Origin of the sequence: Planococcus daihaiensis (assembly GCF_049262615.1) — a bacterium.
In the GTDB taxonomy this organism is placed as follows: Bacteria; Bacillota; Bacilli; order Bacillales_A; family Planococcaceae; genus Planococcus.
Map to the genome: position 1 here is coordinate 1,061,311 of NZ_CP175504.1, position 25,532 is coordinate 1,086,842.

31 protein-coding genes and 1 riboswitch are annotated in these 25,532 nt (G+C 46.1%); of the genes, 9 read left to right on the plus strand and 22 right to left on the minus strand.

The genetic code is table 11. The features are described from left to right. The first annotated feature begins 69 nt into the window (after window positions 1-69). Window positions 70-945 (plus strand): SDR family oxidoreductase, encoded by an 876-nt coding sequence (locus tag DHX103_RS04975; protein WP_422124171.1) that lies wholly within the window; start codon window positions 70-72, stop codon window positions 943-945. Window positions 946-1,093: 148 nt separating this feature from the next. After that, the gene (locus tag DHX103_RS04980; RefSeq protein WP_422124172.1) at window positions 1,094-1,489 is read left to right on the plus strand and encodes a DUF2512 family protein; all 396 of its coding nucleotides are present in this window, start codon (window positions 1,094-1,096) and stop codon (window positions 1,487-1,489) included. A 45-nt stretch (window positions 1,490-1,534) separates the two neighbouring features. Here the strand turns inward: DHX103_RS04980 and DHX103_RS04985 are convergent, their stop codons facing one another. Continuing rightward, complete coding sequence (locus DHX103_RS04985) at window positions 1,535-1,759, minus strand: hypothetical protein (protein WP_422124173.1); 225 nt, start codon at window positions 1,757-1,759, stop codon at window positions 1,535-1,537. Between the two features lie 227 nt (window positions 1,760-1,986). Here DHX103_RS04985 and DHX103_RS04990 point away from each other — a divergent pair, with 227 nt between their 5' ends. After that, window positions 1,987-2,691: a type 1 glutamine amidotransferase domain-containing protein gene (locus DHX103_RS04990; RefSeq protein ID WP_422124174.1), complete on the plus strand. Its 705-nt coding sequence runs from the start codon at window positions 1,987-1,989 to the stop codon at window positions 2,689-2,691. Window positions 2,692-2,747: 56 nt separating this feature from the next. Then, a complete protein-coding gene (locus DHX103_RS04995) occupies window positions 2,748-2,999 on the plus strand; it encodes a hypothetical protein (RefSeq protein ID WP_422124175.1) in 252 nt (83 codons plus the stop codon). A gap of 84 nt (window positions 3,000-3,083) precedes the next feature. Here DHX103_RS04995 and DHX103_RS05000 read toward each other — a convergent pair whose 3' ends face one another. From DHX103_RS05000 to DHX103_RS05015, 4 genes are all read right to left on the minus strand, one after another. Beyond that, window positions 3,084-4,271 carry a S1C family serine protease gene (locus tag DHX103_RS05000; RefSeq protein WP_422124176.1) on the minus strand — a complete coding sequence of 396 codons (1,188 nt, stop codon included), beginning with the start codon at window positions 4,269-4,271 and terminating at the stop codon, window positions 3,084-3,086. Between the two features lie 203 nt (window positions 4,272-4,474). Continuing rightward, window positions 4,475-5,878, minus strand: a complete 1,404-nt coding sequence (locus tag DHX103_RS05005) for an ATP-binding protein (RefSeq protein ID WP_422124177.1) — start codon at window positions 5,876-5,878, stop codon at window positions 4,475-4,477. Next, window positions 5,859-6,539, minus strand: a complete 681-nt coding sequence (locus DHX103_RS05010; protein WP_422124178.1) for a response regulator transcription factor — start codon at window positions 6,537-6,539, stop codon at window positions 5,859-5,861. Before DHX103_RS05010 ends, DHX103_RS05005 begins: the two co-directional genes overlap by 20 nt. A gap of 96 nt (window positions 6,540-6,635) precedes the next feature. After that, complete coding sequence (locus DHX103_RS05015) at window positions 6,636-7,649, minus strand: YcjF family protein (protein WP_422124179.1); 1,014 nt, start codon at window positions 7,647-7,649, stop codon at window positions 6,636-6,638. A 443-nt stretch (window positions 7,650-8,092) separates the two neighbouring features. Between DHX103_RS05015 and DHX103_RS05020 the strand changes: the two genes are divergently transcribed. Continuing rightward, window positions 8,093-8,716, plus strand: a complete 624-nt coding sequence (locus DHX103_RS05020) for a flavodoxin family protein (RefSeq protein WP_422124180.1) — start codon at window positions 8,093-8,095, stop codon at window positions 8,714-8,716. A 49-nt stretch (window positions 8,717-8,765) separates the two neighbouring features. On the opposite strand, the gene ribE (DHX103_RS05025) is transcribed toward DHX103_RS05020, so the two are convergent. The 3 genes from ribE (DHX103_RS05025) to ribE (DHX103_RS05035) are packed head-to-tail and all read right to left on the minus strand — an operon-like array spanning window position 8,766 to window position 10,518. Next, a complete protein-coding gene (ribE, locus tag DHX103_RS05025) occupies window positions 8,766-9,230 on the minus strand; it encodes a 6,7-dimethyl-8-ribityllumazine synthase (RefSeq protein WP_422124181.1) in 465 nt (154 codons plus the stop codon). Between the two features lie 2 nt (window positions 9,231-9,232). Continuing rightward, a complete protein-coding gene (gene ribB / locus DHX103_RS05030; protein WP_422124182.1) occupies window positions 9,233-9,871 on the minus strand; it encodes a 3,4-dihydroxy-2-butanone-4-phosphate synthase in 639 nt (212 codons plus the stop codon). Between the two features lie 14 nt (window positions 9,872-9,885). Beyond that, the gene (ribE, locus tag DHX103_RS05035) at window positions 9,886-10,518 is read right to left on the minus strand and encodes a riboflavin synthase (RefSeq protein WP_422124183.1); all 633 of its coding nucleotides are present in this window, start codon (window positions 10,516-10,518) and stop codon (window positions 9,886-9,888) included. Window positions 10,519-10,857: 339 nt separating this feature from the next. Continuing rightward, window positions 10,858-11,023: riboswitch (FMN riboswitch) on the minus strand. Window positions 11,024-11,106: 83 nt separating this feature from the next. Here ribE (DHX103_RS05035) and DHX103_RS05040 point away from each other — a divergent pair. After that, window positions 11,107-11,430 carry a CHY zinc finger protein gene (locus tag DHX103_RS05040; protein ID WP_422124184.1) on the plus strand — a complete coding sequence of 108 codons (324 nt, stop codon included), beginning with the start codon at window positions 11,107-11,109 and terminating at the stop codon, window positions 11,428-11,430. 26 nt (window positions 11,431-11,456) lie between these two features. Here the strand turns inward: DHX103_RS05040 and DHX103_RS05045 are convergent, their stop codons facing one another. The 8 genes from DHX103_RS05045 to msrA all read right to left on the minus strand — a co-directional run bounded on the left by DHX103_RS05045 (window position 11,457) and on the right by msrA (window position 16,746). Next, window positions 11,457-11,951, minus strand: a complete 495-nt coding sequence (locus DHX103_RS05045; protein ID WP_422124185.1) for a GNAT family N-acetyltransferase — start codon at window positions 11,949-11,951, stop codon at window positions 11,457-11,459. Window positions 11,952-11,983: 32 nt separating this feature from the next. After that, window positions 11,984-12,808 (minus strand): metallophosphoesterase, encoded by an 825-nt coding sequence (locus tag DHX103_RS05050; RefSeq protein ID WP_422124186.1) that lies wholly within the window; start codon window positions 12,806-12,808, stop codon window positions 11,984-11,986. Between the two features lie 12 nt (window positions 12,809-12,820). Further along, on the minus strand, window positions 12,821-13,525 hold the full coding sequence (locus tag DHX103_RS05055) for a CBS domain-containing protein (RefSeq protein ID WP_422124187.1): 705 nt from the start codon (window positions 13,523-13,525) through the stop codon (window positions 12,821-12,823). Then, entirely contained in the window at window positions 13,518-13,922 is a 405-nt protein-coding gene (locus DHX103_RS05060; protein ID WP_422124188.1) for a VOC family protein, read from the minus strand. The genes DHX103_RS05055 and DHX103_RS05060 overlap by 8 nt, the downstream gene beginning before the upstream one ends. Before the next feature lie 87 nt (window positions 13,923-14,009). Then, window positions 14,010-14,795, minus strand: a complete 786-nt coding sequence (locus DHX103_RS05065; RefSeq protein WP_422124189.1) for an ABC transporter permease — start codon at window positions 14,793-14,795, stop codon at window positions 14,010-14,012. Continuing rightward, the gene (locus DHX103_RS05070; RefSeq protein ID WP_422124190.1) at window positions 14,792-15,673 is read right to left on the minus strand and encodes an ATP-binding cassette domain-containing protein; all 882 of its coding nucleotides are present in this window, start codon (window positions 15,671-15,673) and stop codon (window positions 14,792-14,794) included. The genes DHX103_RS05065 and DHX103_RS05070 overlap by 4 nt, the downstream gene beginning before the upstream one ends. Beyond that, window positions 15,670-15,864: a PLDc N-terminal domain-containing protein gene (locus DHX103_RS05075; protein WP_422124191.1), complete on the minus strand. Its 195-nt coding sequence runs from the start codon at window positions 15,862-15,864 to the stop codon at window positions 15,670-15,672. Before DHX103_RS05075 ends, DHX103_RS05070 begins: the two co-directional genes overlap by 4 nt. Window positions 15,865-16,065: 201 nt before the next feature. Continuing rightward, the gene (msrA, locus tag DHX103_RS05080) at window positions 16,066-16,746 is read right to left on the minus strand and encodes a peptide-methionine (S)-S-oxide reductase MsrA (RefSeq protein WP_422124192.1); all 681 of its coding nucleotides are present in this window, start codon (window positions 16,744-16,746) and stop codon (window positions 16,066-16,068) included. A 251-nt stretch (window positions 16,747-16,997) separates the two neighbouring features. Here msrA and DHX103_RS05085 point away from each other — a divergent pair, with 251 nt between their 5' ends. Beyond that, on the plus strand, window positions 16,998-17,519 hold the full coding sequence (locus DHX103_RS05085) for a protein-L-isoaspartate(D-aspartate) O-methyltransferase (protein ID WP_422124193.1): 522 nt from the start codon (window positions 16,998-17,000) through the stop codon (window positions 17,517-17,519). A gap of 63 nt (window positions 17,520-17,582) precedes the next feature. Here the strand turns inward: DHX103_RS05085 and DHX103_RS05090 are convergent, their stop codons facing one another. From DHX103_RS05090 to topB, 4 genes are all read right to left on the minus strand, one after another. Continuing rightward, entirely contained in the window at window positions 17,583-18,077 is a 495-nt protein-coding gene (locus tag DHX103_RS05090; RefSeq protein ID WP_422124194.1) for a DUF2243 domain-containing protein, read from the minus strand. Between the two features lie 147 nt (window positions 18,078-18,224). Next, a complete protein-coding gene (locus DHX103_RS05095; RefSeq protein WP_422124195.1) occupies window positions 18,225-18,413 on the minus strand; it encodes a hypothetical protein in 189 nt (62 codons plus the stop codon). 258 nt (window positions 18,414-18,671) lie between these two features. Continuing rightward, window positions 18,672-19,331 (minus strand): potassium channel family protein, encoded by a 660-nt coding sequence (locus DHX103_RS05100; protein ID WP_422124196.1) that lies wholly within the window; start codon window positions 19,329-19,331, stop codon window positions 18,672-18,674. 23 nt (window positions 19,332-19,354) lie between these two features. Continuing rightward, entirely contained in the window at window positions 19,355-21,463 is a 2,109-nt protein-coding gene (topB, locus tag DHX103_RS05105) for a DNA topoisomerase III (protein ID WP_422124197.1), read from the minus strand. Window positions 21,464-21,602: 139 nt separating this feature from the next. Between topB and DHX103_RS05110 the strand changes: the two genes are divergently transcribed. Further along, window positions 21,603-22,268: an oxidoreductase gene (locus DHX103_RS05110; protein ID WP_422124198.1), complete on the plus strand. Its 666-nt coding sequence runs from the start codon at window positions 21,603-21,605 to the stop codon at window positions 22,266-22,268. Window positions 22,269-22,369: 101 nt separating this feature from the next. On the opposite strand, the gene DHX103_RS05115 is transcribed toward DHX103_RS05110, so the two are convergent. Together DHX103_RS05115 and DHX103_RS05120 are read right to left on the minus strand one after the other, a co-directional pair. Then, window positions 22,370-23,395 carry a M14 family zinc carboxypeptidase gene (locus DHX103_RS05115; protein ID WP_422124725.1) on the minus strand — a complete coding sequence of 342 codons (1,026 nt, stop codon included), beginning with the start codon at window positions 23,393-23,395 and terminating at the stop codon, window positions 22,370-22,372. A gap of 311 nt (window positions 23,396-23,706) precedes the next feature. Then, window positions 23,707-24,156, minus strand: a complete 450-nt coding sequence (locus tag DHX103_RS05120) for an OsmC family protein (protein ID WP_422124199.1) — start codon at window positions 24,154-24,156, stop codon at window positions 23,707-23,709. Between the two features lie 155 nt (window positions 24,157-24,311). Here DHX103_RS05120 and DHX103_RS05125 point away from each other — a divergent pair, with 155 nt between their 5' ends. Next, window positions 24,312-25,475: a pyridoxal phosphate-dependent aminotransferase gene (locus DHX103_RS05125; RefSeq protein ID WP_422124200.1), complete on the plus strand. Its 1,164-nt coding sequence runs from the start codon at window positions 24,312-24,314 to the stop codon at window positions 25,473-25,475. Window positions 25,476-25,532: the final 57 nt, after the last annotated feature.

The following is a 25,532-nucleotide window of genomic DNA, read 5'->3' on the forward strand; positions in this document are numbered from 1 at the left end:
GCCACGTTTAGCCCAGGGGCTATCGGGAATAGGAAAGTTATGGAATCATCTAACTCAGGAGGAGATAAAATGGCTAAAGATAAATACGAGAAAATTGATGAAGCAATCGACCCTCAGGAACAGGAACGCCAGCCGGGATTGGAAGAACGGATGGATCCCGAACCGATTTACGATGATAAAGATTATAAAGGTGCAGAAAAGCTGAAAGGCAAAACAGCATTGATCACAGGCGGTGACAGCGGCATCGGCCGCGCAGTGGCTGTCGCATTCGCAAAAGAAGGCGCCAATATTGCGATCGCCTATCTGGATGAACATGAGGATGCCGAGGAAACAGTGAAAGCTGTTGAGTCCTATGGCAGCAATTGCGTGAAATTCGCCACCGACCTCAGCAAAGTTGAAAACTGCAATCAGCTGATTGTAGATGTCATCGGGGAATTCGGCCAATTGAATGTGTTGGTCAACAACGCCGGCAAGCAATTTCCGCAGGATGATTTCCTGAACATTTCTCAGGATCAATTGATGGAAACATTTGAAACGAATATCTTTTCCATGTTTTATTTGACCCAGGCAGCAGTTCCGCATATGCAAAAAGGTGATTCAATCATTAATACTTCATCAGTAACGGCTTATCGCGGCTCACCTTCCTTGATCGATTATTCAGCAACAAAAGGAGCCATTACAGCATTCACCCGCTCCTTGTCTGAAAATCTGATCGACTCGGGCATCCGGGTCAATTCGGTCGCGCCGGGCCCGATTTGGACACCGCTGATTCCGTCAACTTTCGGGTCAGAAAAAGTTGGCGAACACGGCGGAGACACGCCGATGGAACGCCGAGGCCAGCCCTCTGAACTTGCGCCAGCTTATGTTTATTTGGCCTCCAAAGATTCCACTTATGTTACCGGCCAGGCGATTCACGTAAACGGCGGAGATTATATTAGTTCCTAATACTTCAAATGCACTCGATTGGCAGGTAGTGGACCGCCAATCGAGTGCATTTTTCATTTCCTTTACATTTTTTATCAAATAAATGCTTTATATATTAAAAAACGGGTATACAGCGAATAACCATAATCCACAACAGGAGGTTCATGAGGTGAGGTATTTAGAGGCTTTGCTGATGAAGTTTGCCATTGTCTTTTCCGTTATTTTCGTCATTTTGGGATTGGTATACGGCGTCGGAGTTTTTGAAATGTTCATCTTGAGCATCATTATTACCGTTCTTGGATTTGTTGGAGATTTGATCATCTATCCGAAGACTTCCAATAAGGTAGCAACTGCCGGAGATTTTGTTGCGGTCTTTTTAATCATTTGGCTTGGAGGAATGTGGCTGATCGAAAATCCCGATTTCTCACTGATTGTGCCTGCTCTTTCCTCAGCTGCGATTATTGCTGCCGGAGAATGGTTCTTCCATATCTATTTGACGAAACGTGTCTGGGAGCAGAGAGAAACGTCACATACCACGGAGCATGACGAACCGAGACAATTATAGCAATAAATACCCCCAGAGCCTTATGCTCCGGGGGTATTTTTCCATTTAAGACCTATCTTCTATTTCATCTTTGCCATGCTGCCGTCTGGCGTATCCTTCCCCATTTTTTAAATGGTCATCTCTTTTTGGCCGACTGTCCTCCGGATGTCCTCCGTCATAATCAGATTCGTTGCCTCCGGCATTAAATTTTCTGGTGACCGGTGTTTTATTTTCCACGTTTTGTTCCGTTCTTTCAGGATCGAGATTGCGTTTTTTCTCTTTATCAGTCATCACGATTGCCTCCTTCAATAATTTTATATGCAACCTTTCAATACCCGCATGAGAGGGAAAAAAACATGGATTATTAACATAAAAATACAAATTTGACCACTAACCCAACTTGTCACTTATAGAAGTTCATTCCTTCCGCACCTCTTTCCAATTGCACCCCGTGTTTCAGTTATGCATTGAAGGGTAAATGAAGAAATAGAGAATCCAATTGGCAAGGAGGAAACAGCATGGCAAAAGTTTTAGCCGTACTTTCAGGCGGATATACGGATGATGAAAACAATTACGTAACAGGATGGTGGGCGGAAGAATTATTCTCACCCGTCAACGAGTTGGAAAAAGAGGGACATACCGTCGGTTTGGCAACATTGCTCGGCGGCAAACCGGTAGTTGATCCGATCAGCCTGTCCGAAGATTATGATCCAGAAGGGAAATATAAGAAATTATATGAATCGGGTATCGCCGATAAAACCACACCGCTCGTCGATGTCAAAGCAAGTGATTATGACGCCATTTTCATCGTTGGCGGTCACGGCGCAATGTTTGACCTGGCACATAGTGAAGAACTTCATAATATGATCAATATCGTTTATGAACTTGGCGGCATCGTATCAGCAGTTTGCCACGGTCCCGCCCCGCTCGTCTATACGAAAACGAAGGAAGGGCGTCCGTTCCTGGAAGGTCTCGATGTGACGGGCTATCCGAACGACAAGGAACCGGAGGAAGTTCAGGGCTTGCTGCCTTTCAGTCTGGAAGATGAATTGAGCAGAATTGCCAATTACTCGAAAGCGGAAGACCAGAATCAATACGCAGTTTGGGCAAATGACCGGATTTTGACAGGACGCGACCCGCATTCTTCCCAATTGTTTGGCCGTGAATTGGCCAAAGCTTTAACAAAACGGGAACTCGATCGTGAAGAGAAGTATCGGGATTAAAACGTCCTGCCAAGGGTATATAGAAAGTAACTATTAAGAACGGGGAGGCATAAGCAGTGAATGATAAAAATCAGAATGACCCACAGGATCATAAAGATATAAATCAAAATGAACCGCAGGAACGTAAGGATTATATGAGAGACAGCACAGACAATCTGGACCGTCCTCCTGAAAGAAAAGAAGGACTCGAAGAACCGAAAGTAAAAGAGATGAACAAAATCAAAGTCGGAGTAGCCATATTTGTCGTCGTTGTGCTTATCATTCTTGTACTCGGGATTTCCTTCGATCTGTTCGGGTTGATGAACTAACGAACTTATAAACGCAAGACTTTTTCATAGAACGTAAAAAAGCTCTCCCATAGTCGGGAGAGCTTTTTACGTTCTCTATTCAGTTTACATGCCTTCTGTCAGCGTGACCTCTGCATCCATCAGTTCTGCGCCGCGATAGAATTGAACTTTCAATGTATCGCCCACGCTCGCTTTTGTATACAGATACTGGCGGAGTTCCAGAACCGAAGGAATTGCATCTCCGTTCATTTTCACAATCACATCCGCTTTCTGCAGACCGGCCGATTCAGCTCCAGAACCTTCGGCTACGGCTTCCACTACTACGCCTTCTTCCACTTCAGCCGGCAGATTCAATTCACTTTGCCGCATCGGTTCCGGAACGTTTTGCAGATCCAGGATCGATACACCCAACGCCGGTCTTTCAACTTCCCCATTTGCTTCAAGGTCTTCTATGACCGGAATGGCTGAGTTGATTGGAATCGCCAGGCCGATGCCTTCCACCGCATCCTGGGCAATCTTCATCGAATTGATACCGATCAATTGTCCCTGACTGTTGATCAAGGCGCCGCCGCTGTTCCCCGGATTGATGGCCGCATCCGTCTGCAACACCTCTGCCTGCCAGTCTTCTACACCATCTTTATTGATATCAATCGGAATTGAACGTTCGGTACCCGATATTACTCCGGTAGTCACTGAGCCCGAAAATTGCAGCCCCAGCGGATTTCCGATGGCGATGACCGGTTCTCCGGCTTTTAATACAGAAGAATCTCCGAATTCCGCAACTGCTTCAATGTCGTCTGCCGCTGTTTTTAACACCGCCAAATCAGTCCAGATATCTGTTCCCAGAACTTCCGCATCGATTTCCGTGCCGTCAGAAAGAGTGACTGTCACTTGCTCAGCCCCTTCAACGACGTGATTATTCGTCACAATAAAGGCAGAATCACCTTCTTTTTTATAGATGACACCTGAACCCGCTCCAGCCGCTTGAGGCTCACTGTCTTCGCTGCGGGAGAGTGGGCTTCGCTTGCCGCTCTGTAAATTAGTGACCCCCACCACTGACGCGGACGTTGCATCCACCACTTCCGTCACGTCTGAAGTGACGACTGACGAAACATTTTCCAGTCCGTCGACATTTTCCACTTGCTGCGGTTCTTCACCAATCCCCTGTTCGGTATCCATGAATCCTGGCAACACCACTCCTGCAAGAAGCGCCCCAGCCAAAATGCCGGAAAATCCTGAAACGAAATTCCCTTTATTGTTTTTCTTCGGTTCTGTTGAATTATAATAGCCCATTTTGAATTCCTCCTGAGTTTTGAGTTTTCATCTTTATTCGCACAACAGCGCCCGCTTACAGACAAACTGTTATGCCGTTAAATAAAGAGTATCAGGCAAATATGAACAAACTATGACCGAAGAATTAATTCTTATTGAAACTTTGAATCTGAGAAAATCGGCGACAAAAAAAAAGAGACGCAAAAGCGGCAATCGCTTTTGCGTCATTTATCATCCGGTAGCCGGACGATAAATTTTGTACCTCGGTTCTTTTCACTTTCCACCCGGATTTCTCCTCCGTGAAGCTCCACTAATTGTTTGACGATCGATAGCCCCAGCCCGAATTGGCCGCTGCCGCGCGAGACATCCGATTTGAAGAAGCGCCGCCAGATCAAATCTATTTCCTCCACATCGATGCCACTGCCCGTGTCTTCCACTTCAATGATGGTGTATCCCGGTTCCGAGGATGAGCGCAGCCGGATTTCACCATTTTCGGTAAACTGGATGCTGTTTTTCACAATATTTGTGAGGACCTGTATGATGCGGTCCATATCCACAAAAACTTGTTGGCCTTCCGGCGCGTCAATTAGAATCGTGTTGCCCTTTTCCGCAGCCAGAAATTCCATTTGCTCTTGAATGATTTCCAGCAATTCCTGTGTGTCCACTGTTTCCTTCAGCAAAGTCACCTGATTGGACCGGATCTTTTCATAATCCAGATTTTCATTGACCAGCCGCATCAGCCTTTTCGTTTCTTCACTGACAAGGCGAATGCCCCTTTCACGCTGCGCCTCTTCGATCATATCGCTGCGCAGGCCTTCAATCACACCCGCGATTGTGGTCAAAGGCGTCCTCATTTCGTGGGACACATCCGCCATGAATTGGCGTCTCCGGTTTTCGAGCCGCTCGATTTCTTCATTGGATTGCTGCAGCTTGGCCGTCATTGTATTAAAATCTTTCGCAAGATCGCCAAATTCATCATAACCGGATTCCGGCAGTTCCACATTATAATTCCCTTCACTGACCATCGCGGTTGCTTTCCGCATTCGCTGCAGCCGGCTGACATGCAGTTTCGACAACAGATAGCTCAGCAGAAGCGCTATTGCCAGCGCAGCCAGCATGGCCGTCAGCAAGGTCCGGTTCAGTTCAAAGATCATCTCGCTGGTGCCGCTGACCGGGGAAGCCAATAGCACGCCTCCTGCAAGCTGATTGCCTTCCACATAAGGCAGAGCAACAAAGGTTACGGTGTCTTCAAACCGCTCGACATCACGGTTGACGACGAGTGTTTCGCCGCGCTCGATCAGATTCCATTCATCCACCGTCAATTCTACCGGCGGAAAAGCTTCCGATATCGGATACAGGATGCGGCTTTGCTGATCAAAGACGATGAAATTTATATTTTGCGCCTGCAGTATGGAGACGTATTGTTCGAGATTGGCTGCCGGACGGGGTCCTTCCAGGTCCCTTAATATTTGATGGCCAAAATTCTCCAGCTCTTCCGCTTTATCCTGGTATGCGAAATCTTCAACATACCGGACAAACAGCAGGCTGAGGATCAGAAAAGAGATCAGCAAAATGCTGAGGTGGCTGCCCATCAATTGATAAAAATAATTAATCCGTTTGTTCTTCAAATTTATAGCCCACTCCCCAAACGGTGTGGAAACACTGGTCACCGCCGGTTATTTTTTTCCGGATCCGTTTGATGTGCACGTCAACGGTCCGTTCATCCCCGTAAAACTGATAGCCCCAAACCCGTTCCAGCAATTGTTCCCGGCTGAAAACCTGTTTGGGATGCTGCAGCAGAAACACCAGGAGGTCATATTCCTTCGGCGTCAGGTTGTCGACAACCGAACCGTCCTTCATCACTTCACGTGTAATCTTATTTACGCGAAAATGTCTGGTTTGAATTCTGTCATCTGCGGTCTCCGCTGTGTGGGATCTTCTCGTAACGGCTTTTATCCGCGCCATCAGCGTCAACGGGCTGAACGGTTTCGTCACGTAGTCGTCCGCGCCCATTTCAAAACCGATCACCTGATCCGACTCACTGTCTTTTGCCGTCAGCATAATAATCGGAACCTGATCGCCCTGCTCCCGAATCTTTCTGCAGACCGTTATGCCGTCCATACCCGGCAGCATCCAGTCCAGGATTAACAAGTCGTAGTCATTTTGCTCATATTTCCGGAGCCCTTCAATGCCATCTGAAGCAAAATCGCCAGTAATCCCTTCTTTTGAAAAGAATAATTCCAGCATCGTGCTGACGCTCGGATTATCTTCGACAACTAATATATGCATCCCAAACCTCCTCTGCCTCTATGTACTAAAGTTAAAACACCGCCACCCGTTAAGCAAGCGATAAAAAAGCCACTCAAAATTCGAGTGGCTTCATTGTCAGGCTTTTTTCGCCTTCATCTTATACTTTTCAAATAAATCGCCGATAAAATCATAATCGATGGCAATATTATTTTCATACGCATATTTCACGCCATAGCCCAATGCCACTGTCATGGCCGTGGCAACAGTACCGCCAATGACCGACCCCGCTCCGGGAATGAATTTCAGCGCCTGCCTGTAAATCGTGTGGCCTACAGTCTGCGTTGCGGTGATGACAATCATATCCCGCGCAGCTTTTTTGGTTAACGGCTGGTCGTACAATTTGGACAGCTTGATGATCAGACCTACTTGAAGAGAGGTTAGCGGCACCACATCCGACCCCGGAATCGGTGACGCCCCGATAATTCCAGCGGAAACGCCGGCGCCGACAATCCATCTTGTAGCTGCGGATGATTTTTCTTTCATGCTTTTGGCAAAAAGCAGGTCTTTACCTTTTTTTTCAAGGATCACAAGAATTTCCCGTTTCAAATCTTCCAGGTTTTCACCGGTCTTCGAGGAAATCGGAATCACTTTGTATTTATTGTTTGTGTGGCTCCTAACGAATTGGATAAGTGATGGGATATTTTCAGCTGCATCGATTTTGTTCAGGACAATCAGAATATCCTTATTATTCTTTTCGATGGCGGTGAATTTCTCCTTTTCACTGTCGGAAAAAACCGTTCCCGCAGCATTCAGGAAAAACAGCACAACATCCGACTTCTGGACGAATTCGAGTGTCTTTTTCGGATTTTCATCATTCGGATCATTCAGTCCCGGTGTATCCATAAACTTGATGTTCTCGAGTCCGTGCATATTGTACGGGTCGACACTGACCGTTTCGCCCGGCATAGGATTTGTGCTCGCGATGTCTTCGCCAATGATTTTATTCACCGTTGAGGATTTCCCTGCGTTAACCTCGCCGATCAACGAAATCAGCAAATCCTGTTCCAGCGTATCATTGACTTTTTTCATTTCATTTTCAAACATCTTATTCATCGTTTGCATAACTTCATCTTCAAATTTTTTCACCAAATCCAGTCGCCCCCTTTTAAAATATCTACCCTCATTATAATCGTTCTATCCATTACAAACTATTTTAACACTATATATGTTGAACTAATGAATTAGCATTTACAAACCGTTTCTGCGCTTTGGACTAAGCCGCGCCTTCGCTGGGAAAGTAGCTTTGATTGAAAGAGTATCTTAGATATGGAGCAAAACAGCGAAGACGCCATGGGGAGCAGAAACGGAGTTGGCTTTCCAACTTCGTTTCGACGAAGTGCGAGTCCCTTCGGGTGCTCCTGCATCGCTTCGCTGCTTCGTCGCAAAGACTTAGCCTCGCATGCTACGGCTAATGTCTTCGAAGCTGTTTTGCGGAATATCGACTACTATAGGTTCTTTAGTTCAACTTATATAGGAATAAAAATTGTCTCACAGGGAATAACAAAGAATATCCGTAGTAAAGGAGTGTTCAAATGCAGAATTTAAAAGCCTTATTTCTCAACACGTCATTAAAAAGCACATCAGAACCTTCCCATACGGAAGGCTTCATGGAAGATGTAAAAGTGCATTTCAATCAACTTGGAGTGGAATCGGAAATCGTTCGACTGGCGGATTATAACATCGCCCTTGGTGTCCAGGAGGACATGGGAGACGGCGATGAATGGCCGAAAGTATTCGAAAAAGTGATGGCGGCCGATATCCTGATCATCGGCACCCCCATCTGGCTCGGCGAAAAGAGTTCGCTATGCACACAGGCGATCGAGCGCCTTTACGGCAGCAGCAGCGAAACGAATGATAAAGGCCAATCCGTTTTCTACAATAAAGTCGGGGGTGCCATCGTAACGGGCAACGAAGACGGCGCCAAGCATTCTGCGGCCTCGATTCTGTATGGCCTCTCCCATATCGGCTTCACCATCCCGCCGAATGTCGATGCCTATTGGGTCGGCGAAGCGGGGCCTGGGGATTCCTACATGGATGCCGGCAGAGACAATGACTTCACGAAAACTGCAATTGAACGTCTCGCGTATAATACGTTCCATTTTGCCGGCATGCTGAAAAACAACCCCATACCCGCTGAAGGCAATACATTGGAATAGGAAAAAAGCCCGGAATTGGGATTCCGGGCTTTTTTCAGACAAATTTCACTTATATTTTTTTCATCAGATTTGCCATTTCAATCGCGCCAGCTGCAGATTCCCAGCCTTTATTGCCCGCTTTTGTTCCTGCGCGCTCTATAGCCTGTTCAATGGAATCCGTTGTCAGCACACCGAAAATTACCGGGATTTCAGATTGATCGCTCGCACGGGAAACGCCTTTTGCCACTTCACTGCAGACAAAATCAAAGTGCGGTGTAGCCCCGCGGATCACTGTTCCGAGTGTAATGATGGCATCATATTTTCCACTGACAGCCATTTTCTTGGCAACCAACGGGATTTCGAAAGCACCGGGAACCCACGCAATTGAGACATCTTCTTCATTAACGCCATGCCGCTTCAATGCATCTTCCGCTCCGCTTAATAATTTCCCTGTAATAAATTCATTAAAACGACCGACAACTATGCCGATGCGTAATCCTTCTCCATTTAAATATCCTTCAAAATGTACTGTCATTGTCATTCTCCTTTTTGGCTGTGGTTTAAACCCGCATCCTGAATTTTTTGCTGGTATGCAATCAAGTCTTTTATTGTTAAAATGCCAAGCTTTAATCGTTCTGCAACTTTAATCAGATCCGGAACCCTGGCCATTGTGCCATCAACATTCATGATTTCACAGATGACACCTGCTGGAGCCGAACCTGCCAGTTTTGCCAGGTCGACCGCAGCTTCTGTATGTCCTGTTCGTTCAAGAACACCTCCGTCTTTTGCAATCAGCGGGAAAATATGGCCCGGCCGCTTGAAGTCAGCTGGTTTCGCGCCTTCTTGAACCATACTCAGAATCGTGTGAGAACGTTCAAATGCGCTGATTCCTGTTGTCGAATCTTTATGGTCAACGCTGATTGTAAAGGCAGTACCGTATTCGTCCGTATTATTATCAGTCATCAAGCCGAATCCGAGTTGCTTTGCAAGCCCTTCTGTAATGGGCACACAAATTAAACCGCGGCCTTCGGTAGCCATCAAATTGATGATTTCAGGTGTAGCGTGATCAGCCAGGGCGATAAAATCCCCTTCGTTTTCACGGTTTTCATCATCAATGACGATTACGGTTTTCCCATCTTTCAAATCTTTCAGCGCTTCCTCTACTGTATAAAACAAATTTATGCCTCCTTCTAGAATCCTTGTTCTGCCAGCCAGTTTCTGGACATACCAGGCTTTTCGGCCTGCTGGATTCTTTCTGTATACTTCGCCAAAAGATCACATTCGATATTGACGCGCGCGCCGATTCCTTTGTCGCCGAGCAATGAATCTTCCCTGGTTGTGGGAATCAGTGAAATGGTGACCGTATTATTGCCGACTGAAAAAACCGTAAGCGACGTTCCGTCCACGCAAATCGAACCTTTATGCATCATATACTTCATCAGTGAGGCATCCAGTTCAATTATCTTTGTCACGGCATTCGACTCTTTTTTTACCGAGCGAATAATACCCACGCCATCGACATGGCCGCTGACAAAATGGCCACCGAAACGGCCCATTGCCGGCATTGCCCGTTCGAGATTGACGCGGGAGCCGGTCCGCAGCTCTGACATCGTCGATGATTGGACAGTTTCCGGAATGACATCGACCGTAAAGGATTTCTGGTCATGCGCAGACACTGTTAGGCAGACACCGTTGATCGATATGCTGTCGCCTCTTTTGATGTCTTCCAAAATGAGGGAGCAGGCAATCGTCAATTCCATAGCCTGTGGCTTTGCGCGAAGCGCTGTGACATGGCCCATTTCTTCCACAATTCCTGTGAACATTCAGGCACACTCCTCTATTAAGTTGTGGCTTCCATACTGTCTTTCGGGTATTTCAATAAATGGGTTTTTTTCCACCATGGGGCGAACGGGTGGTGGGGAATGAGATGCAGAGTGTATTGAAGATTTTGCAATTACCGATGTGCCGGTCTTCTTTTCACGAAATTTAAGCAGACAAATTCCAGGCATGCCCAAAAACCTCTGTATTTCGAGGGAGCGAGACTGTTCCTTTGTATTTCGATTGCAAACAATGAAAAACCGCAAGTGTATCGTTTGTAACTTCATAAAAATTTCTCCTTCCGATTCGGTAATCGAAAAGAAGTGGCACATAACAAATTGGAATGAATTCTTCTCCCATCCAGACTTTAACTGTCGGTGCCGGATTTTCACCAGCTCCACCGTTAGCGGAACAGGCAACACAGTTACCTGTTCCGCTAACGGGTCACGGACTTACAGCAGGGCGCTGTTCACCGCCGGTGGGGAATTTCACCCCGCCCCGAAGAATTCAATTCGATTATTTGTCTCTTCCATAGTAGCATAGGAGATAAAGAGAAAACATCTATTCATATCTTTGAACTCAGGAGGGTTATTATGGCTCATACCATGACAGTTATAGGGTTGGACGTGGATCCGGAAACCCGCTGCCGGCATTACCATTCCGAAATCGACCAGATCGCCATTAAATTTTATTGCTGCAGAAAATATTATCCTTGCTTTGAATGCCATGCGGCTGTCGGCTGTGGTCATCCTCAGGTTTGGCCGAAAGAGCAGTTTGCTGAAAAAGCAGTGCTTTGCGGCGCTTGCGGTTATGAACTTTCCATAGAAGAGTATTTAGCCTGCGCTTCGGAATGCCCCAATTGCTCTGCGTCATTTAACCCCGGATGCAGTCTCCATAAGCATTTGTATTTTGAATAGAAATTAAAAAAGCAGCAACAGACGATTCAGGTCTGCTGCTGCTTTTCAATTCTCATGCACATTACGATCTGTTCTCCGCTTGTACGCATGAAGCGCCTGCCTGTATCTTCGAAACCTGCTTTTTCAAAAATCCTTTTCGCAGGCTTGTTCTTGGCGTTGACCCCAAGGACAACTTCGTTGAATGATGGAAATTCACGGCGGATAAATTCCGGTAAAGCATAAATTGACCCGGTTGCAATTCCGCGCCCCTGAAATTTAGGGTTGACCGAAAACCCGCGCAGCAATAAAGCCTCGGGATTATTGGAATACTTTTTCCTGTCATCTGTTTCATCGAGTTCCAGAAAACCTGCAGTCTCGTTTTTTACTTGGATAATTACGAAATGCTTTAACGGATCCTCTTTATCGCGGTCAATAATATCCTGCGGCACCCTTGAGAATTGCAGCTGTTCTGAAGGTAGCTCATAGCCCACCGACATTTTTTTATCGTATAAAGTGAGGGAAATTTCCTTTTTGCTTATCATGTTTACTCCCCTTCCTAAAAGAACAGACGACTTTATTCCTTGACCAGCGTAACCGAAACAATTTCGGGCAGATTAAAAATCCGCTGAGGAAATCCGCTGTTTCCGAGTCCCCGGCTTAACACTAACTGCGTATCATCCTGCTGGAAAATGCCCTCTGTCATTCTCGGAAACCAGCCCTGGCCGGGAGCAAAGACTCCACCAATCCCGGGAATCTGCACCTGGCCGCCATGCGCATGCCCGGAGAAAACGACATCAATTCCACTTTCCGCATAAACGAAAAGCAGTTCCGGACGGTGTGCAAGAAGCAAAGTAAAGTCATCTGACAGCTCAGCGTCCGTGACGGCTCTATACATATAATCGTAATCATGATAATAGGGGTTTATCAACGCATCGTGCAGACCGGCTATCTGCACGGTTTCACCTTCGATTTCCCAGTCAACCGCTTCGTTTTCCAGATAAATCACTCCGCGTTCAACAAGTGCCTCGCCAATCTCTTCAAGTTTATTCGAAGACACTTCGTGGTTGCCTGTTACAAAATACACTTCGCTCATTTCGACCAATGCATCAATTAAAACCAGCGCCACCTCAAGGTCATATCTGTTGCTGTCAACGAGATCACCCGTGATGAAAATGACGTCGGGCTCTGCCTCCCTAACTTTTTGAATCAATGTTTCTTGATTTTTGCCGAATGTGGCATTGTGCAAATCGGAAACCTGGACAATTTTTTTGCCATCAAACGATGCAGGCAACTTTTCTGAGGAGACCGTATATTCTGTAGTTTGCACCCAGTTATTGCTTCCCCACAAAAAAAACAGAAGCGCTGCTGCAATTATAAGAAATACCACCAGTTTTTTCATTTTATCTACCTTCTATTCTGATTGGATCAGGTCTATCGGTGTAATGATTCCCGTCAATGTCTCATCTTGCCTGCCATTCCGTGTAATTAATAAAGCCTCGAGTTTATGGCCGGATACTACCGAGTTCTTGAAAATCTCCTCTGCTTCGTAGACTGGTGTATTTGACGCGATGAAACGGAAAGTGTTCCCGTTTTTCTCGTATTTCAATATATCAGCCATCGTCGTTATTTCCCGGGAAATAACTTCCTCATCCACAGTATCTGCAAGCCACCTCATAATGCCATTGGCTGTGAGAAGCCCTAAAAAATCCTCGTCTTTATAAACCGGAATATGTTTGAAATTCTTATCTCTCACCATTCGTAATACTTCTCTCAAAGTGTCGTTCCAGTTGAAAGTATGAACTTTCCTGGCAAAACTCGTCCCCACTGTCACAGGACGTGACAACAGAATTTCAATATGTTCAATCAATTCTACAATTTCTGTATGAGGTTCTGCAATGACGTATTCCGTTGCTGTTCTGTGATGGACGATGGCATTCCGTAAATCACCGAATTCGCGCAAATCGTCTTCATACTTCCTGATTGCTGCGTGCTCTTTTTTGGACAGGTCAATTGCCGTAAAAAAACTGACATGATCTTTCCTGTCTATCATACTTTTCATTGTTTTTTCGATTTTATTGAATGCGACCAAAAACCGCTCGGAATTTTGCTTATCCATCCAATTCCCCTCTTTCAGAAACTGTAATTTCGATTTTTAATCGATCAGGATCTTCCATAAAAACTGCATATGTTCCATTGCCCCCGGCATATGGATGGCGATCCCTATAAAGAATCTTTATACCTGATTGTTGCATTTTTTCTGTAATCGCGTCCACTTCAGAAGTAGTCGATGTGTGAAAGGCAATATGATTCAGCCCTGCGGCTTTTCTATGATAGCCAAACTCCAGAAACCTTGTCTGCGTTTGGACAAAAACGATATATGTTTTATCCTGTCTGTAACTGAAACCTTCAGGCCATTCCTGGTACAACGAATAACCGAGCAGCGGGAACAGCATATCATAAAATTTCCTGGAAGTTTTTAAATCCGTAACATTCAACTCAACATGATGAAGCATTTTTTCACCTCTTCCATCCTACGCTTCAATATTATTTATAAAAATGAAAAGGCTGCAGCTCACTTCGCACAGCTGCAGCATATCGCTTTAAACCTTAGTTGTGGGAGCCTTCTTTTCAGAAAGAAAAATCCCCAGTGCAAGCAGCAGCGCGATCAATACTATTGTCAATCCGGCAGTCCACCAGAAATCCCCTGAATTCGGTGCTGTATCCAGCCAAGACGCTGCATACGCCGGCAGCTTTAATGGAGAAACCGGCCAAAATGCCCCGAACAAACTATCAATCAGCTGGCTGATGAAAATCACGCCCAATGATACCGCTGCAGCAAGTCCAGCATTCGGCATCAGCGCACTGGATACGAGTACAATCGAAACCACTAATAGGATCCACAAGCTATAACTCGCTCCAAATTGCAGGAAATTCACCCAATCAATGCTGCCAAACAATAGATATGTATAATAATAGCCCGCCAGGAACCCGAGCCATACACTCAGCAAAGATATTATTGCGGCCATCACCCATTTACTCATAAAATACGCCGTGAAAGATAAAGGGCGCACATATAATAATGTAGCCGTTCCGCTCCTCCGTTCGCCAGCGATCGTCCCCATATATGCCAGCGCAATAATCAGGAGTCCTACCAGCTGATACTGCCCCATTATCGCGGCCAATATCTGTTCTGGCAACGGCGTTGGAAATTCCAGCACCGTTCCTTCCGGTAAATTCCCAACAGAGTCCAGGATTTGCGGCAGAAAGTAATTGGAAACCGGTTCCATTATTCCGAACAGGATAAAAACGATAGGTATCCAAAACAATTTATAATTCCGCAGGTTTTCCCGCCATTCCTTTTTTAACAAAACGCCAAATTGACTCATTTATCCCCCGCCACCTTCAGAAAAATTTCTTCCAGCGAAACATTTTTTCTGTTTACTCCGGAAATGCCGCTGCCCTCTTGAGCCAGCACTTCCAACACCTGTTGCATTGTAGGGCCATGATCTGTCTGCGGAAGTTCAATCAGATTCCTGTTTCTATCCATTGGCCAAAGCACACGGCTTTGAAATGCCGCGGCCTCCTGTTCCGATTCAAATCGAAGTTGAATCTTCGGCTCTGCATAGCGGTTCTTCACCTCTGCCAGTGATCCGTGCTCAACCAATTTCCCTTGTTTCAGAAATAATAATTGATCGGTCATCTCTTCTGCATCGTTCAGGATATGCGTCGAGTACAGAATCGTCGTATCCTTCTGCAAAGATTTCAGCAGATCCATAATCTCCCGCCGTCCAGTTGGATCAAGCGCAGAAACCGGTTCATCCAGCAACAATAATTTCGGCTGGTGCACAATCGCCTGCGCCAATCCCAACCGCTGCCTCATCCCTCCGGAGAAAGCGCCTGTCTTTTTATTGACCGCAGCTCCGAGTCCGACAAATTCAAGGGTTCTGATTGATTGCTGGCGCACATTTTTGTCATCCACTCCACTGATTTTTGCTGCCATCTCAGTAAACTCGAGCGCACTCAACCAAGAGAAAAACTGAGGGTATTGCGGCAAGAAGCCTACGCCCGATTTAAAATCTTTATGTATCGATCCTTCTGTCTCTTTTAAGAGACCAGCGATCATGGACAATGTTGTCGTCTTGCCGGAACCATTCGGCCCGATCAGCGCAGTGGCCGTTCCTTCTTCCAAAGCAAAAGATACATGGTCCACAGCCAGCGTGCCAGCGTAAGCTTTTGTCAGCCCGTTCACTTCCAATATGCTCAATCGTTCCGCCTCCCAATAACAAAGTATAAAATTGGTCCAATAATGTTTACCACTACAATTATGATGGCCCACATCCATTTCGGCCCATTTATATATTGGTTCCGAACCAGATCCACTAATGCAAAAATCATCAGGGCCAATTGGATCACTAATACCGGCAACAGCAGCAATATCAGTCTTGATGTCTCCACTGCCTTCACTTCCCTTCAATCTGAACAGCGGAATTTCCTCTGCTATCCAGTATCTTTTTATCTATTAGATTTATTATAGAACAAATCACTGCTTGAAATCCTTATCCCAATAAATAGGTATTCACCAATTGGCGCACCATTTCCTGCCAGTTTGGAGAATCCAAAAAAGCCGCACCTAAGTTGGAGGGCTTTTCTCTGTTGTCACCATTTGATTGTTTCAAGTTTATTGAGCAAAGTTTCCCGATTCTCTTCTTCAATATTCCAGCCCGCAATTTCGTTTTTCAATAAAGGCAGCTTGCCAAATCCTTTGACAAAACCATTCAGCCTCGCAGCAAATGTAGAGTCGACAAGATGTTCCATCTGCGGAAACAGATCCTCTAATTGTTTGAGCGTATTCGGGTAGCGCTTCAAGTAATATTTCTGATGCCTTTCATCTGCCAGCGTAAACTTATCGAAGACCGCGATGTCGGTTTCAATGGTTTCGCGCAGCTGCTTCTCCATTTCCTGTTTCACTTTGTCGATTGTTTCCTTTTGCCGGTCTCCATGGTAACGCAGCAACGAAATATACTGACGGCCTTTATAATTGCCGCGGTTCGGGTAATGGTTCAGCCAGAATTTCCGCAAAATATCTTCGTAGCTGATGACAGCTGGATCAAAATCAATTTCGACTGTCTCCGTGTGATCGCCCATATGGCGGTAAGTTGGTTGCGGGGAAGTTCCTCCTGCAAAGCCGACTCTCGTACGGAGCACGCCCTGCAAACTTCCAAACATCGCTTCCGGTCCCCAGAAGCAGCCCATGCCGAATGTTGCCGTTTCCACCGTTTCGGATTTTGGATTGAATTTATTTATCATGTCTTCGACTGTTTGATAACCTTGGAACATATAAACCAACTCCTCTGTTATTTTATTCCCGAAATCTTCTTATTTAAGCATCCAAATCAGAACGAAACATTTCAGCATGCTGAAAATAAAAGAGAAACCGCGACAGGAAAAGCAGATTCTTTATCGAATAGGGATAACTAATAAGACCAGTTTTCCGCGCATTATTATCCCAACGAAAGATGGTGGTGATCGTGAAGAAAAGGGATCGGGAAATCAAAGCGTTTTTCCGCAATTTGGACAGAAGTTTTTTTATGGACAGATTTAAAGAGATGGCATTTGCAGACGAAGCTGTCCCCATCGGACACGAACAGACAATTTCACAGCCTTCGCTGGTGCTTGAAATGACACTCGCCTTAGACCTTGCACCCGATTCAAAAGTGTTGGAAATCGGCACCGGCTCCGGATTCCAAACCGCGCTGTTGGCTGAATTCTCAGGTAGCGTCTATACCGTTGAACGGATTGAGGAATTGCACAACCGGGCGAAAGAAAGGCTTGGGGAATTGGGGTATGACAATATTTCCTTCAAACTGGATGACGGCAGTTACGGATGGCAGGAAAATGCCCCTTACGACCGGATCATGGTCACAGCGGCAGCGTCTAAAATCCCGGAGGAATTGGTCAGTCAATTGGCTGCCGGCGGAAAAATGATCATCCCCGTCGGTTCTTCCTTCAGCCAGGAACTTCAGCTTGTTGAAAAAGATGAAAACGGCAAGCTCAAGACCACTCTATTGAACCTGGTGCGTTTTGTGCCGCTTAAAGGGAAATATGAATAAAAAAGCTGCGCTCAATCCTCCAGCAAAAGGATTGAGCGCAGCTTTTGAGTTTAAGCAAGAACATTATTTACGATGATTCTCCTTTTTCGTCTGGAAAACCATGAACAGTCCGGTGAAGAAGAAAATAGCGCCACTTATATTCCAGGTGAGATCATAGGGCAAGATTTCATAACCATAGCGGATTTGATGGAGACCCAATAATTTTTGGATGACCAAACCATCGAATAGAATATAGATGCCGGAGCCCATCAACGCGGCGCCTCCCCACCTCTTTGGCCAGAACGCTTTGCGCTTCCGAAGACCTGATAGAAGGAACAGCCCGGAAAAAGTCACAATCCAGGCGACCAGGTTAAATATCCCATCCGAAAAAATTCCTGATGCTTCATCTGAAAGATCATAATAATGATGCCATTGCAATAATTGATGAAAAACCGTCCCGATGCCAAATGCCGTAATGCCAATTCCAAACAGGATACCGGACCAGAAATTCCTGACGGCAAACACAGCCCGATTCCTCATATTCCCATAGGAAATTGTCTTGTCAGAATTCGCTGCCACAGCATTCACCCCGCAGATTCTCAGCATTTGGACGGGTTAATTAGTCTATCTGCTATTCAATATGAAGAAATTGTCCATGTAGGATAAAATACCCTTTCCACTGATTTTCAAACGAATAAACAGATTTTTCTGAATATATTCGCTTGCTCACATGATGAGCTGCGGTGTTTTGCACCGTGTGCAAAAAATGAAACCATCAGACATTTCAAGTTCCTCCACATAACTTTCCGAAGCCGTAAATTCACGTTCGCTTACAGGCGTATCCAGAAATCCGCATTGATCGCCGGCAAATTGCTGATGATGAATTTTCTTGTTTTTATGATCTACAAAATACATGATAAGTGGCACCCCCTTTGATTATCCAAAATAAAAAAAGCCGAAAAGAACCCGTAGCAACGGGATCTTCTCAGCTTTGTTGTCAGCACTATTGTCTGAAACATTTGACCAAGGGCTTTTCATATATCCTATGTAAAACAGGGATTGGCCCCTGCCTTTGACTGCTGAAGCATTGAGTGGAAATACTATTGGTTTTCCAAGCTCCTCCATCTTACTAGAGCGCTAATCTTACGTAAAGCCAAGCGATTTACACTGTGGCTATAAGCGTTTTTCTTCCAGCCTTTTCAAATCGTTTCGATGGCCCATTACAACCAGTATATCTCCCACACTGATAACATCATCCGGATGCGGGGCAATATTTACATCTTCGCCTTTTTTGATTGCCAGAGTAATGCAGTTGAACTTTACACGAATGTCCAATTGATGCAGCGTTTTGCCTGCAATTTTTTCCGTAGCTGACATCTCGACGATGCTATAGTCATCTGAAAGATCGATATAATCAACGATTTTCTCTGAATCAACGTGGTGAGCGACACGGATACCCATCTCATATTCGGGCTGAATGACACGGTCCGCCCCCACTTTTTCAAGAATTTTTTTATGCTGCAGATCTCTTGCTTTTACCCAAACTTTTTCAAGTCCGATTTCCTTCAGCATGAGCGTGCATAGGACACTGGCCTGCAAATCATCCCCAATGGCGATAATGGCCTGATCAAAATTCCTGACGCCCAGCGCTTTCAACTGCGATTTATCCGTCGCATCCGCAACCGTCGCCTGAGAAGCATAGTCGGCTATAGCCTCCACCTTTTCCGGATCCATATCGAGGGCCATCACTTCATGTCCGAGTTTGAATAATTCCATACAGACACTGCTGCCAAACCTTCCCAATCCGACAACCACAACTTGCTTTTTCTTCATAACACTACCTCATTTCAATTGGACTAAAACTCCATTTTCAATTTGCCGTCTTCCAAAATGAGCTTGGCGCTGAACTTTTTGCCATTTTTCGACACAAAGCCTTTCATCACAGGAGTCTTGCCTTTCGTACACAGGTATTCGATCGTTTTTGCCGTTAGTCTCTTTTTCAGGAATATTCCCGGAAATGACTGTTTGCAGCCGTTGGCATTTTCTGTGCAGGTGAAGGATCCCCTGCTGGAGACGATGCTGCCTTTTTTGCAGCGTGGGCATAGCGCAATGGCGTCTTTGCTGCTATCCATTTCTATCCGTTCCGGCAGACCATTCGATTGCAGCTGGGCTGGAACATCCGTCAGCAGCTTTTCGATGAACTTTCCGATGGTGTCGAGAAACACTTCCGGTGAGCCTTCTCCGCGGCCGATTTTCTTCAAATAATTCTCCCATTTTGCCGTCATCGATGGGCTGGACAATAAATTCCCTTCGATCGCCTGACACAGGATCCGCCCTTTTTCAGTGACGGACACAATGTTCTTCTTTATTTGGATGTATTCATGCCTTTTAATCGTTTCAATGATACCACTGCGTGTCGCCTCCGTGCCAAGGCCCTCGACTTCTTTCAGGATTTCGCTGTCTTCCGCATCTTCCGCGAATTTCCCGCACGTTTTCATCATCGCGATCAATTGCCCTTCTGTATAAGGCTTCGGCGGAGTCGTCATCCCTTCTTTCACGGCAACTTTGGCTGCCACCGGTTCCTGTTCACGAAGTTCAGGCAGCGCCGGTTCGGATTTACTTTCTTTGGCTGGTGGAAATAATTCTTTCCAGCCCTTGTCAATTTCTGTTTTCCCAGTAGTGAAGAAATGCAACCCTTTGACGTCGGTCGTCACTTTTGTTTCCGCATAGCGATAATCCCTGTGGAACATCGCGAGGGTTGTGCGCAGCACTTCTTCATATAAGTTTCGTGCATCCGGGGCAAGCCCGTTCACTTTCCGAGCGGTCGGTATGCTCTTCGTTGGAATGATGGCATAATGCTCCTGTACTTTTGCATTGTAGACAAATCGTTTTTTCGGCGTCCGTGAAGCGACTGGAAATTCTTCGCCGATCAGTTTCTGGTAGGATTCCACCTGGCTCGCCAGGTAATTAAATTCTGCATTTGTAATGTGCTGGGCATCGGTACGCGGATAGCTGACAAGCTTCTTCTCGTATAAAGTCTGCATTACGGACAGCACTTTCGCCGGACTGTATTTCCATTTCCGGTTCGCTGCCGCCTGCAGGCTGGATAACGAATGGAGCTGCGGAGGCGGCTGGCGTTTTTCTGCCGTTTTCACCTGCAGAACCGTTCCTTGTTCTTTCGCTCCGACCGCATGCTTTTCGAGCAGCGCTTCCGCTTCCTTCCGCTCTTTCGCCTTTACCTTCGCTTTCCCTTTGTAGTTCCCTTTTTCCGCCTGGAAATCACCTTCAATTTCATAAAAGGCTTCCGGCACAAACGCTTCGATTTCCTTTTCCCGCTGGTAAATCAGATAGACCGTCGGCGTCTGCACCCTGCCGATGGCGAACACTTCACGCATGCCTTTTTCCTGCAGCAGCAGGGAATACAAACGCGAGCCGTTCATGCCGACCAGCCAGTCGCTGATCTGCCTGGTTCTCGCTTCCTGATACAGCAGCAGATCATGTTTATTGTCGCGCAGCTGCTGAAAGCCTTTTCGCACTTCGTCCACTTCAAGCGAATTGATCCATAGCCGTTTGATCGTCTTTCGTTTTGCGCCGGTATGGTTAAAGATGCTGTAAAAGATATTGGAGCCTTCTCTGTCAACATCGCATGCATTGATGACGGTATCCGTCTGGCTGATCAATTTTTTGATGATATTGAATTGCTTGGCTTTTCCCCGCGCTACTTGAAATTGATAATTTGCCGGCAAAATCGGAAGCGCCGCAAGCGACCATTTGCCCCATTTCGGATCGTAAGCTTTCGGTTCCTTCAACTCCACCAGATGGCCGATTCCCCAGGTAATGTAGGCGCCTTCAGGAAATATCGCGTCCGGCATGATTTCCAAAAAACCTTCTCTTTTTGCTGTCTTGAATGCTTCCGCGTATGCTTTTGCCTGGCTCGGCTTTTCAGCCACAATCACTGGTTTCATCAATTTCTTCCTTTCGTACGCTGTCTTTTCCTTTATTGTACCGTGCCGGTCAATAAACGACAGCAAACCGAATCGGTTAATCGTGGATATCCTGTTCAGGAGCTGTATAATTACTTAAAAAGAGGAGGCATCAATTCACATGTCCGAAAAATTCGCATTAGTTGCCGGCGCTACCGGCCTGACTGGCAGCGAGCTGGTCAAAATTCTGTTGGACCATTCCGCATACGATAGGGTCTGCGTGTTTGTCCGCCGTCCTTTGGATATCGAACATCCGAAGCTCGAGCAGGTGAAAGTCGATTTTAACAGACTCGAGGATTATAAGAAGTATTTTGAGGTTGACGATGTTTTCTGCTGCCTCGGCACGACCATCAAAAAAGCGGGATCCAAAAATGCTTTCCGACGGGTGGATTATGAATTTCCGACAAAACTGGCGACTCTTGCAAAATCCGCAGGCGCTCAGAAGTTTTTGGTCATTTCTGCGATGGGTGCCGATTCCCGCTCGAATATCTTCTATAACCGGGTCAAAGGGCAAATGGAAGACCGGCTGAAAAAACTGGATCTGCCGGCACTTCACATTTTCCGGCCTTCGCTGCTGCTCGGCGACCGCAAGGAATTCCGGCTTGGTGAAAAAGCTGCGAGTTTCATGGCGCCCGCTTTCAGTCCCTTGCTGCGCGGCGGCATGAAGAAATACAAGCCGATTCAGGCGCAACACGTTGCGCAGGCAATGTGCCAAGCGGCGCAAGATGACACCCAAGGGGTTCAGGTCTATTCATCTGATCAGATTGCTGAAATGGCTGGGCAATAAAACTGCTTCGCTCACATGTTTTTAAAATTTCTCCCCCCCAAAAAGAGCAGTGCCAATTGGCACCGCTCTTTCTTTTCTCAATTTATATAGTAATAATTAATTTATTCGGTTCGGCGGGTAGTTTGTGTCGCCAAGGTATCCCAGAACGAAATATCAGCGTCCTCGATAGAGCCGTCAGATATTGCCCGCACAGCTGCGTCAAGTGTTGTCACAGTCTGTTTGATTAAATAACCATTGCTCTTTTGCCCAAGGACATACGGCTCATATTCGTGGTCAGACATTCCACGCATTTCAAACAGCAATGTTGAAATACCGTATTCCACGGCAATTCCGTTACGGCTGATTGTTTCCGCGTTTCCTCCATTGTATTTACCTAAGTGGCCCCAACCTGTAGAGTCCACTGCATCAAATACAACTGCCCCAAGCTGTTTAGATTTCAGAAGCACATCTTCATCGACGTTTGGTGTTGTCGGATAAAGGATTGAACCTGAAACCAATTTGCCATCCCTTTCACTTTGCGTGCCCTGGTGATGCAGATCTATCATATAATCGATATCGTATTTCTGCATCACGTTGAAATGGAGTGCCTGAGTTTCAGGCTGGATTTTATTAACGTGGTCACGATTAAGATCCACTTCATTCGCATTATAGCGAGTCAAGTTGCGATCGCCGCTCGCTACATAATCTTCAAGCGAAAAGTTCACATCCCCCATTGCGCCGTCCGCATTCAACATCGGTACAACCAGAACGTTTACGCCGTCAGCAACACCCTTCATCTTGCCCGTTCCCATATGCTTGATAAATTCGAGCGCTCCCTCTGTCGCCAGCTGCTCATTGCCGTGCTGCTGTGTCAGAAACAGGATCGTCGGATTTTCCGGATTCGTCATATATTTAACCAGGAACAAGTCTCGCCCCTTTACACTCTGGCCGATAACTTCCAGTTCCATATTCGCTTGTTTAGCTTCTTGTTTTTCAAGGAAATTAGCCATCTCGTCGTAGGTTGTCAAAATAGATGTATTTATTGTCTCGTTGCCGCCGTAACCAGGACCTTCACCCACGGCAAGTGCTGTCGGCAATGCAAAAGGTGAAGCACTGAAAACCAAAGCGCCAGCAATAGAAAAACTCATCATACTTCTCTTTAATCTCATCTTTTTCATAAAATGATCGGCTCCTTTTGTGTTTGATGTTTTCCCAGATTCCAAGCAACATTGCACCTCCAAAGCTTAGTTGTTCCCCCCTTCCTCCTTAAAGCATTTCGTTACTCTAAATACAGTTCCTTATATCTTTTGGAAATTCCTTTCTTATTTTCAAAATAAGTTAAATAGTTCCACTATTTAAAATTTTTATAATAACTAATACCCAATCTTTTATATGTCCAATTTCACTCTACATAAATAGAGCCGCCAGCTAATGGGACAGCTGGCGGCTCTTCTATCTTTTATTTCGCTGCGGAAATATCCGCCTGCAATTCGACTTCCACGTTCCCTTTAATGGCACGCGTGATCATGCAGGACCCCTCCGCTTTTTCGGCAAGTTTCTGTGCCAGCTTAAAATCTTTTTCCGAAGCTTCCTTCTTCAATACCAATTTCGGTCGGTGAATGATTTTCTTATAGGTAATGACGCCATTTGTCACATCGACTATCCCTTCTGATTCCATCGTCAGCGCAACCTTCTCGATTTTGCTGCGCTCCAGCATCGCCGCGAGCGTAATGATATAGCAGGTCGCCGCTGCGCCGAGCAGCATTTCATCGGGATTCGTCCCGGTCCCTGGCCCATCCATTTCGGGCGGAATGGAAATCTCCGTCTTCAGATTTCCAGTTTCAATGGTGCCTACGTCATTGCGCAGACCCGGCCAATCGGCTTTTAAATGAAAGCTGTGAACAGCCATCCAATCTCCTCCAATAAATGATTTCTACATCTGATTTTGGCATTTATTGCAGAGCTGCGCAAATAAATGAACATTACCCGGTGTGGACATATACCGGCAAACTGTATAAGATTTGGGTAAGATTCGCAAAAATTTAGAAAATGGGGGATTGCATGATGAAATTTTCAAAACGTTTGCAGCAATTGCCTGAGCAGTTCTTTTCTTCACTGGCTGCACAGACGATGAAAGCGATGGCCGAAGGGCGGGATGTCATCAATTTGGGGCAGGGTAATCCTGACCAGCCCACGCCTGCCCATATCGTCGAAGCCATGCAGCAAGCTGTCGCCGATCCGAAAAACCATAAATATTCGCCGTTTCGCGGGGTGAAGGAAATGCGCCAGGCCGCGGCAGATTTTTATAAACGTGAATACAATGTTGATATCGACCCGGACCTTGAAGTAGCCCTCCTTGCCGGCACGAAAATTGGATTGGTGGAAATGCCGCTCGCATTTCTCGACCCCGACGAATCGTTGCTGTTGCCGGACCCCGGCTATCCGGATTATATGTCGGGCGCGCCACTTGCCGGCATTGAGATGGATTTGATGAAATTAACACCGGAAAACAATTATCTACCGGATTATAATCAGTTGGAAAAAAACGTCCTCGACCGCGCAGCGATGATGTATTTGAACTACCCCAACAATCCGACAGGCGCGGTGGCCACCAAAGAGTTTTTTGATGAGACCGTGCAGTTTGCGCAAGCGAACGGCATTGCGGTCGTCCATGATTTTGCTTATGGAGCAATCGGTTATGAAGGGGTGAAGCCACCAAGTTTCCTGCAGTCCGATGGTGCGAAGGATCTTGGAATTGAGATGTACACCTTATCGAAGACCTATAATATGGCGGGATGGAGAGTCGGTTTCGCTGTCGGCAATTCTAAAATGATTGAAGCGCTGAATCTCGTCCAGGACCATCTATTCGCCGGCCTCCCGACTGCGTTGCAATTGGCAGCTGCCGAAGCTTTGTCCGGTGATCAGACATGCGTCACCGAGCTTGTCGACACTTATGAAAAACGCCGCCAGGTATTAACCGACGAATGTGCCAGAATCGGCTGGAACATCAAAGCGCCAAAAGGCTCTTTCTTCGCTTGGTTGCCTGTTCCGGAAGGATTCACAAGCATGGAATTTGTAAACCACCTGTTGAAGCATGCTGATATTTCGGTAGCGGCAGGCAGCGGCTTTGGTGAAAACGGCGAAGGGTTTGTCCGTGTCGGGTTGCTGGTTGATGAAGAGCGTATAGTGGAAGCGATTAAGCGAATTGAAAAGTTGAATCTTTTTTAAACCACAAATATGATACGCCGTTCTAGCATTGTTCTTCGAGATCTTCTTTCTCAACTA